This window comes from Duganella rhizosphaerae (assembly GCF_040364205.1).
Lineage (GTDB): Bacteria > Pseudomonadota > Gammaproteobacteria > Burkholderiales > Burkholderiaceae_D > Rugamonas > Rugamonas rhizosphaerae.
On record NZ_BPWK01000018.1, the window covers coordinates 116,559 to 129,691 of the forward strand.

The window sequence follows — 13,133 nt, forward strand, 5'->3', positions numbered from 1 at the left end:
GACGGATCATGCACAAGTCCATCCCCCACTGCCTGCTGGCCGCGCTGTTGTTGGCCAGCAGTTGCAGCCGCGCCGAGGTGGTGGTGATCGTCTCGGCCCGCAACGCCGTCAAGGCCCTCAGCGGCGAGCAGGCGGCCGACCTGTTCCTGGGCAAGGCGGTCGACTTCCCCAACGGCCAGCACGCGGTGCCGATCGACCAGACCGAAGGCTCGCCGGTGCGCGACGTGTTCTACCTGAAGAGCAGCGGCAAGGCGCCGGCCCAGATGAAGGCCTACTGGGCCCACATGCTGTTCACCGGACGCGGCCAGCCGCCGGTGGAATCGGGCGACAGCGCCGCCATCAAGCGCCTGGTGGCCGACAACCCCAACCTGGTCGGCTATATCGACCGCAGCGCGCTCGATTCGAGCGTGCGTGCGGTGCTGTCCATCCACTAGCCGACTAGTCCGCGCTGAGGTCGGCCGTGTCGACCAGGCAGGCCTCGCGCACCCGCTGCACCGTGGCCGGCGACGCCATCTGGAACCACTCGTGGTGGCCGCGGTCCTTGCGCGCCGCCAGCACCGCGCGCTTGATCGCGAAGAAAGCCGCCACCGCCAGCGTCATCGGCGGCTCGCCCATTTCCTTGGCCGACAGGATGTCGCCCTGGTCCGGCGGCGCGTTGGGCGCCAGCTCGCGCGGGAACATCATGATGTTCATCACGAGCGGGATCGATTGCGCTGCCGGCGGTTTGTACTCCCAGGTGTTGGTGGTGTACAGCGCGCCCGGCGCCGGCCGCGTGGCGCTCGGTTCGGTGCCGGAATCGGCCGGCTGGTAGCTCAGGTCCTCGCTGGTCACGTAGCCCAGTCCCTGCACGAAGCCGCCTTCCACCTGGCCGACGTCGATCGCCGGATTGAGGCACTTGCCGCCGTCGTACACCACGTCCGCGCGCAGGATGGTGGTCTCGCCGGTCAGCACGTCGAGCTCGACCTCGATGCAGGCCGCGCTGTAGGTGTAGCCGGTGAAGTAGTCGACTTCCTCCTTGGCCGGCTTGCCGTCCACCTTCTTGAACTCCAGGTTGCCGTCGGGGTGGGTGCCGCCGTCGATCGCCACGCGCGCCTGCGCCGACAGGTTGAGCCGCTCGTTGAAGGCGTTGCCGACGATGACCGCCCACATCGTCATCTTCCTGCCGTTGTGGATCACCTCGGTGCGCCAGCCGTCCTTGTAGTCCCAGAAGTTGATCTGGTTGGTGGCGCACCATTCGTTGCCGTTGGCGGTCAGCAGGCCCAGGCAATAGGCCTCCAGCCGGCCGCGCAGTTCGCCGCAGGCCTGCTGCGCCGCCAGGCCGTTGAACGAGGTGCCGGTCGAGGCGCCGGTGCTCTCCGGATTGGGCACCACGGCGGTGTCGTTTTCCGCCACCCGTATCATGCCGATCGGGACGTTGAGCGCATACGCCACCACCTGCGCCATCTTGGTGTTGAGGCCCTGGCCCATCTCGATGCCGCCGTGCCGCACCAGCACCGTGCCGTCCTGCGAATACGCCTCGATCAGCGCGCCGCCCTGTTCCAGCAGCGCCAGGTTGAAGCCGGAACCGTATTTCACCGGCAGCACCGAGATGCCGCGCTTGCGCCAGCGATTGGCGGCGTTGAACTGCTCCACCGCCGCCGCGCGCCGGGTGAAGTCGGCCTTGTCCAGCGTGTACTCCCACACCTCGCGCATGTAGCACGACTCCAGCGGTTCGGCATACGGCGTGACCTGGCCCTGCACGTACAGGTTGCGCGCGCGCACCTGCTCCGGCGTCAGGCCGACGCTGTGGGCGGCCGCCTCGATCGCGTCCTCGACGATGATGGCGCCCTGGATCATGCCCACCGTGCGCATCGAGGTGTTGGTGGTCTTGTCGGTGCGGCAGACGTCGGTGGTGCACGACCAGTTCGGAATGAAATAGGCCGAGTCGCTGCGCAGCGACATGCAGTCGCTGATGACGAAGCTGCAATCGTAGGTGCGGCCGCCGTCGAGCCAGTAGTCGGCCTGGAAGCCGAACAGCTTGCCGTGCGTGAGCGGGTTGCTGGCGTCGCCGATGGCGATGTTGTAGTTGCCCAGCGCCGGGTGGCGGTGGCCGAACATGGCGGTGTCGACCTGGCGCAGCGCGGCCATGCGCAGCGGCCGGTTCAGCTTCCACGCGCCGACCGCGGCGATGGTGCTGGCGAACGCCGACTGCCCGCACTTGCCGCCGTAGCCGCCGCCGATGCGGCGCACCCGCACGTCGACCTTGTTGACCGGCAGTTGCAGCACGCTGGCGACGGCGCCCTGCACCACGTTGGCGTCCTGGGTGGAGGCGTAGACGCGCACCTGGCGGTCTTCCACCGGCTCGACGTAGCTCGACTGCGTCTCCATGTAGAAGTGGATCTGGCTGCCCACCTTCTGCTGGCTGGCGGTGCGGGTGCAGCTGACGGCGCCGTAGATCTCGCTGGCGATCGAGACCTTGTAGTCGACCACCGGCCGCTTCAGGTCCGGCTGCTCGGGCGTGCGCGGCGCCACCCAGTCCAGGCTGGTGCCGGCGCGGGTGATCTTCCAGATGTGCGAATACCACGGCGCGCCGGCCGGCTGGTCCAGGTAGACCAGCTTGCTGCGCGCGGCGTCGGTGTCCGGCAGTTCGATCTGCGGACGCTCGGCGCTGAACCGGCAGAAATGCGCTTGCAGGTAGAACGCCGCTTCCTGCGCCAGCTGTTCGTTGCGCGCCACCACCATGCCGATGCACTGGCCGTAGCCGGTCAGGATCAGCGGCGCGCGCGGGTCGTAGCCCTTGGGCAGCGCGCCGTCCGGACAGGCGCTGACGGCCACGCTGATGGCGAAGATGGGATCGTCGTGCGCCATGCCGTCGATCACCGCGCCGGGCACGTCGATGGCGGTGATGTAGTCCTTCACGTCCGGATACAGCGCCTGCAGCGCCGCCAGCACCTCGGCCGGCGAGGCCGGGCCCGCAACGCCGGGCACCTGGTAGATGCAGCTGCCCAGCGCGACCTGGCTCAGCACCGGCGCGCCGTTCATGCCGGTCGGCGGCATCGGGATGTCGTGGATGTACTGGGCCTCGCCGGTGGCTTGCAGCATGGCTTCGATTTTGACGTAGGGCACATGCACCGGGAACTGGTCGGTGTAGGTGACGTAGGCTTGCGTGCCGCTCGACACCGGCCGCTCGCCGCGTTCGCCGGCCGAGCGCAGCGCCGGCGGCACCGGCAGGCCGCGCCATTCGCAGACGGCGATGAAGAATTTGTACAGATACGATTCGGCCAGCTGGCGCTTGTAGGTGGCGCTGTAGCCTTCATCGGGCAGTTGCGCGTAGTGGGCGGCGTAGCGGTCGGTCAGCGCATCGAGTTCCTGGCGCAGCACCGGCATCGCCCTGGCCAGCGCGGCGGCGTCCCAGCGCTGGCCGCGCAGCGCCTGCTCGGTGTGCGGCATGCGGGTGGCCGTGGGCGACATGCCGCCATACACCAGCGTGATGTCGGCCACGCATTGCTGGGCGTCGAGCTGCACCCGCATGCCGCCGTTGACGATGGAGTGGGCGTTGACCTCGCGCTGCGCGGTCTTGTAGGTTTGCGCGTATTCGTCGGCGCCGGTCTGGCGCAACTGGTAGGACAGCAGCACGCAGCCTTCCACGTGCCGGCGCCAGTAGGCGGGCAGCTCCAGCAGCGCCATGGTTTTCGGCTCGGCCTGGTCGGGCGCGGCCACCGTCACGCTCGCGCCCAGCGCGGCCAGCGCGGTGTACAGGTCGGAAGGGAAGGGCACGCCTTGATCGGCGTGCGTGACCACCAGCATGGTGTTGCCGGCCAGGGTGGCGGCGTTGCGGACGATGCCGCCGGCGGTGCGGCCGGCCATGTAGGCCAGCGCCTGCAGGCCGGCGTTGGGCGCGCGCTCGTTGGCGGCGTCGAGGAAGTCCAGCAGCCTGGCGTACGGCAGGCCGCCGCCCAGGCGCAGCTGGCCGTCCGCCAGGCTCAGCTCATGCAGCTCCGGCACGTGCGAGATGTCGATGAACACATGCGGATTTTCCACCGTGCGCGGGTAGATGCCGATCGAGGTGTTGCCGCCGACCAGGCGCAGGTCGGCGCGGTCGTGGAAGTCGCGCATCAGGCCGATGGCGCTGGACACCGTCAGCGGCCGGAACCAGTGATAGCCGTTGGCCGTGTAGTGCACCGGGCGCGGCAGCTTGCGCAGCTCGGCGGGGAAGGCGATCTCCACCGGCGCGGTCTTGTCCACCTTTTCGGCCGGATCGACTTCGCACGTCATGCAGCCGGCTTCGTCGACCTTGGGGTCCCAGTCGGAGGCGAAGGTTTTCTTGAAGCCGTACAGGATGGGACGGTAGCCGGTGCAACGGCAGATGTTGCCATCGAACATGGCCTCGATTTCCTGCTTGGTGCCCGGCTTGGGTCCGCGCTGGGCCACGGCGGCCGTCATGTTCATCACCCAGCCGGGCGTGCAGTAGCCGCACTGGGTGCCGTTGTTGCAGGCCAGCCCGTCCTGCACGGTGCTGACGCAGCCCGACTTGACGCTGCCCGTGCCTTCGACCGTGGTCACCAGCATGCCGTCCAGCGAGGCCACCGGCCGCAGGCAGGAATTCACCGAGCGGTGCTCGACCTGCTGGCGCTCTTCGTTCCAGCTCGACAGCATGACGGTGCAGGCGCCGCAGCCGCCTTGCTTGCAACCTATCTTGGTGCCGGTCAGGCCGACTTCCGGCGAGCGCAGGTAGTCGGCCAGCAGCACGGTCGGGTCGACCGTGGGCAGCTGGACCCGCTCGCCGTTGAGATAGAACACCAGGTCGGACATTTGCTCGGAAGTGGACATGTAGGGCTCCTGTGGCATCGATGGGTGGTTCAGCGTGGTTAATTCGATACAGCAAAAAATCGCCAATCGCGCACCGGCAGAATACTGGTTTCGCGATGGGCGGCCAACTTAATTTTGCGCACTTTTTGCACGCCGAAAACTCACCAATTAACACCTCCGGCGCTTTTCCGTGATTGACATCGCAGAATTCGCGGTGCTATAGTGAATTTAACAAGTGGAAGCGTTTCCACTCATGTAAAAACCACAGACGGACGGGCTACGACCCTTCTGCATGGAGACAGAATGTTCACAGCCAGCCCCGTTATGCCGGGCGATGCGGCCCTGCGCCCTTCGCTAGTCCGCCATCCGCTGCAACCGTTGTTGCGCCGGCTTGCCGTGCCGCTGCTGTTGCTGTGCGCACACGGCGCGGCGCAGGCCCAAGGCCCGGTGCAAGCCTGGATCACCACCGGCGACCAGAGCAAGCTGCTGGCGCGCGGCGCCGACGCCGCCTTCGGCTCCGGCGTCAAGGCCGCCATCGTCATCGACGTCGACCCAAGCCAGCGCTACCAGGAGATGGTGGGCTTCGGCGCCGCCATCACCGACGCCTCGGCCTGGCTGATCCAGAACCGCCTCAACCCGCAGCAGCGCGGCGCGCTGATGAATGAGCTGTTCGGCAAGGCGCCCGGCGCCAACTTCAGCTTCACCCGGCTGACCATCGGCGCCTCCGATTTCTCGCGCCACCACTACAGCTTCGACGACATGCCGCCAGGCCAGACCGATCCGACGCTGGCGCACTTCTCCATCGAACCCAACCGCGCCGACGTGCTGCCGGTCACCAAGGCGGCGCTGGCGATCAATCCGAATCTGCGCGTGATGGCCTCGCCGTGGAGCGCGCCGGGCTGGATGAAAAGCACTGACAGCCTGATCCAGGGCACCTTGAAGCCGGAAGCGTTCGCGCCGTTCGCCGCCTACCTGTCGCGCTATGTCGGCGCGTACGAGAAGGAGGGCGTGCCGATCTACGCGCTGACCTTGCAGAACGAACCGCACTTCGAGCCCAAGGACTATCCCGGCATGCGGGTCGAGCCGGCCAAGCGCGCCGCCTTCATCGGCGGCCACCTGGGCCCGCTGCTGGCGAAGGAACATCCGCAAACCCGCATCCTCGACTGGGACCACAACTGGGACGAGCCGGGCTCGCCGGCCGATGTGCTGAAAGACCCGGTGGCCAACAAATACGTCAACGGCGTGGCGTGGCACTGCTACAACGGCGACGTGCGGGTGCAGGCCGCGCTGCACGACCGCTGGCCGGACAAGGACACCTATTTCACCGAATGCTCGGGCGGCAAGTGGGCGCCGGTGTGGTCGGACAATCTGCAGCACTTCGCCCGCACCTTGGTGATCGGTACCACGCGCGGCTGGGCCAGGGGCGTGCTGCTGTGGAACCTGGCGCTGGACGAGAACGACGGCCCGCACCTGGGCGGCTGCAAGGATTGCCGCGGCGTGGTCACCATCGACAGCCGCGACGGCAAGGTCACGCGCAACGAAGAGTATTACGCGCTGGCCCACGCCAGCCGCTTCGTGCGCCAGGGCGCGCGCCGCATCGCTTCGAGCAGCGGCTACAACGAGCTCGACACGGTGGCCTTCCGCAACGCCGACGACGGTTCGGTGGCGCTGCTGGTGGTGAACTCGGCCAAGGCGCCGCGCAGCTTCGCCGTGCGCCTGGCGCCGGGCCAGCGCAGCTTCGGCTACACCTTGCCGGCCGCCAGCGTCGCCACGTTTACCTGGAAACCGTAAAACAGAACTGCTGTGCAAGCGCATGGCAGTTTTTTCAGAACGCAAGTGGAAGCGCTTCCACAAAGGAGAAGCAGATGATCAAGTTGTTGAGTATGTTGTTGGTGGCGGTGCTGACTGGTTGCGGCAGCGGCGGCGGTTCCGGCGTGGTGGCGCCGCCGGTGACGCCGCCCGCGCCGCCGCCGGTGGCAGCGATCAAGCCGACCCCGGTGACGCCGGTGCCGGTGCTGCCGCTGACCATGCTGCACACCCAGGGCACGAAATGGCTGAAGGCCGACGGCAGCGCGGTGGCGCTCAAGGGTACCAACCTCGGCAACTGGCTGATCAACGAATTCTGGATGATGGGGCAGGGCAGCGCCGGCATCGACGACCAGTGCAAGCTGGAGGCCAACCTCGATACCCGCTTCGGCTACGCCGAGCGCCAGCGGCTGATGCAGCTGCTGCGCGACAACTGGATCACCACCCGCGATTGGGACCTGATGCAGAAGTTCGGCCTGAACGTGGTGCGCCTGCCCTTCATCTACAGCGTGGTCGAGGATGAGAAAAATCCGCGCCAGCTGCGCGCCGACGCCTGGCGCTACCTGGACGACGCCATCGCCCAGGCCGAGAAGCGCGGCATGTATGTGATCCTCGACCTGCACGGCGCGGTCGGCTCGCAGGGCTGGGAGCAGCACAGCGGCTGCGCCAACAAAAACCTGTACTGGTCCACGCCGGAATTCCAGGACCGCACCATCTGGCTGTGGCAGCAGGTCGCCGGCCGCTACAAGGACCGCGCGGCGGTGGCCGGCTACAGCGTGCTCAACGAACCGTGGGGCACCAGCGCCGCCAACCTGGCCGCCGTGGTCAAGACCCTGTACACGGCGATCCGCGCGGTCGATCCCAACCACGTGGTGATATTGCCCGGCCACAACAGCGGCAACATCACCGCCTACGGCAAGCCGGCCGAGCAGGGCATGAGCAATGTCGCCTTCGAGATGCACTTCTATCCCGGCCTGTTCGGCTGGGGCCAGACCGGCCTGCAGGTGCACAAGGACTGGCTCACTTGCAGCGGCGGCGGCAACAGCGGCGTGTGCGAATGGGACAGCAAGATCAAGGCGGTCGACACCGCCTTCTTCATCGGCGAAACCCAGCCATGGATGGGCCTCGGCCTGGACCTGGGCGGCCAGGTCGCGCGCGCCTCCTTCGACACCTACGCCAAATACGGCTGGGCCACCACGGCGTGGAGCTGGAAGGTGGTCAGCAACGGCGGCGGCCAGGGCAGCGGCAGCTGGGGCTTTGTCACCAACGCCGCCGGCGCCGCCGTGCCCGCCGTCGACTTCACCAAGGCGCCCGTCGCCGACATCGAAAACCTGTTCAAGTCGTTTGGCGCCCAGGCTTACGAGGTCCACCAGCCGATGCAGGACTGGATGACCAGCAGCACCGCACCACAGCCGTTCCGTTAGTCGTAAATATTTTCCACCCGTCTAAAACTATAAGAGAGACTAGATGATGAGCAAGCAAACCCCAACACTCGCACTGACACCGATCGCCGCCGCCTGCGCGGCGCTGGCGTTCGCCGCCGCCCCGGCCTGGGCGCAGCAGGGACCGTCCGCCGCCGCGGATGACAAGGAAGTCCAGTCGGTGGTCGTCACCGGCATCCGCCGCAGCATCGAGACCTCGATGGCGGTCAAGCGCGACGCCGATTCCATCGTCGAGGCGATCACCGCCGAAGACATCGGCAAGCTGCCGGACGTCAGCATCGCCGAATCCATCGCCCGCCTGGCCGGCCTGACGGCGCAGCGCGTCGAAGGCCGGGCGCAGGTGATCTCGATCCGCGGCCTGGCGCCGGACTTCTCCGGCACCCTGATGAACGGGCGCGAGCTGGTCTCCACCAGCAACAACCGCGGCGCCGAGTACGACCAGTATCCGTCCGAGCTGATCAACGGCGTCACCGTCTACAAGACGCCGGACGCGTCGCTGGCCGGCGGCGGCCTGTCCGGCACGGTGGACCTGCACACCGTGCGTCCGCTCGACATCCGCGAGCGCACCATCGTGTTCAACGCGCGCGGCGAGCACAATTCCAACGGCAAGCTGAACTCGAACACCTCGGCCAACGGCAACCGCGTCAGCGCCTCGTACGTGGACCAGTTCATGAACAACACGGTCGGCGTGGCGTTCGGCTACGCCCACCTGGATTCGCCGGGCCAGCAGCAGGAATACAAATCGTGGTGGTGGGGCACCGACAACAAGCTGCCGCCGGGTAACGCCGACGTGGTGGCGCTGAAGGGCGCCGAAGTGACGGCCACCTCGCGCAAGCAAAAGCGCGACGGCCTGATGGGCGTGATCGAATACCGTCCGAGCAAGGAGTTCCGCACCTCGCTGGACCTGTACTATTCCGAGTTCAAGGAAGACACCACCATGCGCGGCATGATGTGGAACTCGCACCAGTGGAGCGACGTCACCTACACCAACCCGGTGATCCAGACCATAGGCGGCACCCGCCTGCTGGTGGGCGGCTCGCTGGTCAACCTGGAACCCATCGTCCGCAACGACTTCAACACCCGCAAGGACCAGCTGGGCGCGGTGGGTTGGAACAACACCTACAAGAAGGATGGCTGGACGCTGGTGGGCGATGCGTCGTACTCGAGCGCCAAGCGCCGCGAGCAGGTGCTGGAAACCTACGCCGGCCTGGGACCGGCCGGCTCGCACATCACCGACAACAACTTCCAGTTCCGCATCCCGACCGCCAGCGGCCTGCCGACCTTCACGCCCAGCCTCAACTTCGCCGACCCGTCCATCATCAAGCTGACCGACGTCGGCGGCTGGGGCAAGGATGCCGACATGCACCACCCGGTGGTGGAGGACAAGCTCGGTTCGATCAAGTTCTCGGCCAAGCGCGACCTGGACGGCATGTTCCGCAACATGGAAGGCGGCGTCAACTTCAGCAAGCGCGAGAAGACCCACGCCGACACCAACAACTACTGGAACCTGAACAACGGCCGCACGCCGGCCGTGGTCTCGCCGGACCTGATCCAGCCGTCGACCTCGCTGGCCTTCGCCGGCATTCCGAGCGTGCTGACCTATGACGTCATGGGCGTGCTGGGCAAGTACTACACGATGCAGCCGGCCCGTCCCGACGACCAGGCCCTGCAGGACTGGGGCGTGACCGAGAAAGTCACCACCGCCTACGCCCGGCTGGGCATCGACACCGACGTCGGCCCCTTCCCGCTGCGCGGCAACCTCGGTCTGCAAGCGGTCAACGTCGACCAGAAATCGCGCGGCGCCATCGTCAACGCCGGCAAGCTGGGCTCGATCACCGGCGGCGCCAACTACACCGATGTGCTGCCCAGCCTGAACCTGAACTTCGACCTCGGCAAGTATCTCGACACCACCAACCTGCGCTTCGGCGCCGCCAAGACGGTGGCCCGGCCGCAGATGCAGGACATGCGCGCCGGCGTGTCGGGCGGGGTCGACGCCACCACCCGCATGTGGAACGGCAGCGGCGGCAATCCGCAGCTGGAGCCATGGCGCGCCAATTCCTACGACCTGTCGATGGAAAAATACATCGGCAAGCGCAGCTACATCGCCGCCGCGCTCTGGTATAAAAAGCTGCAAAGCTACATCTACAACCAGCAGACCGCGTTCAGCTTCGCCGGCTTCCCCAACCCGTCGGGCGTGGTGCCGCTGCAGGACATCGGCACGCTGAACCGGCCGGCCAACGGCGCCGGCGGCCTGGTCAAGGGTGTCGAGCTGTCGGGCGCGCTGGACGCCGGCCTGCTGTACGCGCCGCTGGACGGCTTCGGCGTGACCGGCAGCATGTCCGGCACCGAGAGCTCGATCCATCCCAACGGTCCGGGCACCAAGGAGAAGCTGCCGGGGTTGTCGGGCGTGGTGTCCAACTTCACGGTCTACTACGAGAAAGCGGGCTACCAGGCGCGCGCCAGCCGCCGCTACCGTTCGGCGTATCGCGGCGAGGTGACGGGCTTGTTCGCGCAGCGTTCCTTCAGCGAGATCCTGGCCGAGCGCCAGATCGACTTGCAGCTCGGTTATGCGATCGAGGAGGGCCGCTACAAGGGCCTGTCCTTCCTGTTCCAGGTGAACAACCTGAACAACTCGCCTTACCAGACCCGCCAGGGCGATGCGTTCTCGGGCGGCTCGTACGCGCCGGAGCGCTACACCACCTACGGCCGCCAGTTCCTGCTGGGCTTGAACTACAAGCTGTAAGCCGCAGGTCCACACGCCCGCCGCCCACCGGCGGGCGTGTTCTGTTATTTCCCTAACACACGATTGGTTTGCGTGGTTTGCAAGGCAGGTATTTGCGCTAAACTCCTTGCTTCTTTAGCCACACCGGCCCAGACCATGCCTAATCAATCGTCGCTGGACGAACGCGGTTTCCGCGCCATCCTGGTACGCAACGTCACCTTGCCGCTGGTCGCCGGCGTGGCCAGCGCCGCGGTGTTCGTGGTCTTGCTGGCCTACCTGGTCGCGACCATGAACTGGGTCGAGCACAGCGAACGGGTGATCGGCAACGCCAACGGGATCACCAAGCAGATGGTGGACATGGAAACCGGCTTGCGCGGCTATATGCTGACCGGCGAGCAATCCTTCCTGGAGCCTTATTTGCTGAGCAAGCCCAAGGTCGGCGCCGGCATCGACGCGCTGACGGCGCTGGTGTCGGACAATCCGGCGCAGGTCGCGCGGCTGCGCGCCATCCGCGCCCAGCAATTGCAATGGGACGTGTACGCGCAGGAAATGATCAAGCTGCGCGCGGCCGATCAGGATGTCACCGGCGCGGTCAAGACTGGACGCGGCAAGATTCAGTTCGACGAAATCCGCCGCCAGGTGGACGACTTCGTCGACGGCGAGCTGCGCATGCGCCAGCAGCGCAAGGATGACGCCAGGGCCGTCACCACCTGGGTGGCGGCGCTGTACCTGCTGCTGACGCTGGGCGTCGGCGGCGTGCTGGCCTGGTTCGGCCGGCGTGAGCTGCTGGGCTTGTCGAAGGTGTACAACACGGCACTGGCCGAGCACGGCGCGCGCGCCGCGCTGCTGGCGCAGCAAGCCTGGCTGCGCACCGGCCAGAGCGAACTGGCGCAGCAGGGCATCGGCCAGATGAGCCTGCCTTTGCTGTCGTCCACGCTGCTGCAATTCATGGCGCGCTACCTGGACGTGGTGGTGGGCGCGCTCTACCTGCGCGCCGACGACGGCAGCTTCCGCCGCCTGGCGTCCTACGGTTTCAGCGCCGAGGCGGAAGCGCGCGAGCAGCGTCTCAAGCCGGCCGAGAGCCTGGTGGCGCAGGCCGCCTTGCAGCGCCGCCTGATCCGCCTCGACCAGGTGCCGCCCGGCTACCTGCAGCTGAGCTCCGGCCTGGGGGCGGGATCGCCGGCCAGCGTGCTGCTGGTGCCGCTCGACACCGACGGCGAGATCAACGGCGTCATCGAGCTGGGCCTGCTGCGCCCGATCGTCGAACGCGATGTCGATTTCCTCAACCTGGTCAAGGGCAACGTCGGCAACGCCATCGACGCCAGCCTGTCGCGCCAGCGCCTGCAGGAAGTGCTGGCCGAGACCCAGCAGCTGAACGAGGAACTGCAGGTGCAGCAGGAGGAACTGCGCACCGCCAACGAGGAGCTGGAAGAGCAGTCGCGCGTGCTGGAGGAATCGCGGGCCAGCCTGGAGAACCAGAAGGCCGAGCTGGAACAGACCAACGAGCAGCTGGCCGAGCAGGGCATGGCGCTGGACCAGAAGAACGCCGCGCTGGGCAAGGCGCAGCGCGACCTGGAGCAGCGCGCCGCCGAACTGGCGCGCGCCAGCCAGTACAAATCGCAGTTCCTGGCGAATATGTCGCACGAGCTGCGGACGCCGTTGAACAGCTCGCTGATCCTGGCCAAGCTGCTGTCGGAAAACGCCAGCGGCAACCTGCACGAAGAACAGGTGCGTTTCGCCCACACCATTTATGCGGCCGGCAACGACCTGCTGAACCTGATCAACGACATCCTCGACATTTCCAAGGTCGAGGCGGGCAAGCTGGAACTGGTGCCGGAGCAGCTGTCGCTGCGCCAGGTGGTCGAGGACATGGCCATGATGTTCGATCCGCTGGCGCAGCAAAAGAAGCTGGCCTTCCAGGTGCAGATCACCGCCGACCTGGCCGCCACCATGGTCAGCGACCGCCAGCGGCTGGAGCAGATCCTCAAGAACCTGCTGTCGAACGCGCTCAAGTTCACCAGCAGCGGCCAGATCACGCTGGCGGCGCGCGCGGCCGGGCCCGGCCTGGTCGCCTTCGCGGTGCAGGACAGCGGCATCGGCATCCGCGCCGAGGACCAGCAGGGCATCTTCAACGCCTTCCAGCAGGCCGACGGCACCACCAGCCGCAAGTACGGCGGCACCGGCCTGGGCCTGTCGATCTCGCGCGACCTGGCGCAGCTGCTGGGCGGCGGCATCAGCCTGGTCAGCGAGCCGGGCAAGGGTAGCTGCTTCACCCTGACCTTGCCGCTGGCGTGGAGCGCGCCGGCGCCGGACGTCGCCGCCGGCAGCCTGTCGGCGCCGGCCAGCTGGGCCACGGAGATCGCGGCCGCCAGCGC

6 protein-coding genes are annotated in these 13,133 nt (G+C 67.1%); 5 read left to right on the plus strand and 1 reads right to left on the minus strand.

All coding sequences use genetic code 11. From position 1 onward, the window contains the following. The first annotated feature begins 8 nt into the window (after nucleotides 1–8). Entirely contained in the window at nucleotides 9–434 is a 426-nt protein-coding gene (locus tag RUGAMON1_RS28530) for a type 2 periplasmic-binding domain-containing protein (RefSeq protein ID WP_445233682.1), read from the plus strand. A 4-nt stretch (nucleotides 435–438) separates the two neighbouring features. Here the strand turns inward: RUGAMON1_RS28530 and RUGAMON1_RS28535 are convergent, their stop codons facing one another. Further along, the gene (locus RUGAMON1_RS28535) at nucleotides 439–4,809 is read right to left on the minus strand and encodes a molybdopterin cofactor-binding domain-containing protein (protein ID WP_445233683.1); all 4,371 of its coding nucleotides are present in this window, start codon (nucleotides 4,807–4,809) and stop codon (nucleotides 439–441) included. A 282-nt stretch (nucleotides 4,810–5,091) separates the two neighbouring features. On the opposite strand from RUGAMON1_RS28535, the gene RUGAMON1_RS28540 reads away from it, so the two are divergent. From RUGAMON1_RS28540 to RUGAMON1_RS28555, 4 genes are all read left to right on the plus strand, one after another. Continuing rightward, nucleotides 5,092–6,579, plus strand: coding sequence for a glycoside hydrolase family 30 protein (locus RUGAMON1_RS28540; RefSeq protein ID WP_445233684.1), 1,488 nt, complete (start codon nucleotides 5,092–5,094; stop codon nucleotides 6,577–6,579). Between the two features lie 74 nt (nucleotides 6,580–6,653). Continuing rightward, on the plus strand, nucleotides 6,654–8,018 hold the full coding sequence (locus RUGAMON1_RS28545; protein ID WP_445233685.1) for a glycoside hydrolase family 5 protein: 1,365 nt from the start codon (nucleotides 6,654–6,656) through the stop codon (nucleotides 8,016–8,018). Between the two features lie 43 nt (nucleotides 8,019–8,061). Continuing rightward, nucleotides 8,062–10,779, plus strand: a complete 2,718-nt coding sequence (locus tag RUGAMON1_RS28550; RefSeq protein ID WP_445233686.1) for a TonB-dependent receptor — start codon at nucleotides 8,062–8,064, stop codon at nucleotides 10,777–10,779. Nucleotides 10,780–10,914: 135 nt separating this feature from the next. Continuing rightward, nucleotides 10,915–13,133: CHASE3 domain-containing protein (locus RUGAMON1_RS28555; protein ID WP_445233687.1), on the plus strand; the 2,219-nt coding region annotated here is incomplete at its 3' end.

What these genes read in the sequence shown, in the direction of transcription:
- RUGAMON1_RS28530 (WP_445233682.1), top strand. Translation starts at nt 9, where the DNA reads ATGCACAAGTCCATCCCCCACTGCCTGCTGGCCGCGCTGTTGTTGGCC.
- RUGAMON1_RS28535 (WP_445233683.1), bottom strand. Translation starts at nt 4,809, where the DNA reads ATGTCCACTTCCGAGCAAATGTCCGACCTGGTGTTCTATCTCAACGGC.
- RUGAMON1_RS28540 (WP_445233684.1), top strand. Translation starts at nt 5,092, where the DNA reads ATGTTCACAGCCAGCCCCGTTATGCCGGGCGATGCGGCCCTGCGCCCT.
- RUGAMON1_RS28545 (WP_445233685.1), top strand. Translation starts at nt 6,654, where the DNA reads ATGATCAAGTTGTTGAGTATGTTGTTGGTGGCGGTGCTGACTGGTTGC.
- RUGAMON1_RS28550 (WP_445233686.1), top strand. Translation starts at nt 8,062, where the DNA reads ATGATGAGCAAGCAAACCCCAACACTCGCACTGACACCGATCGCCGCC.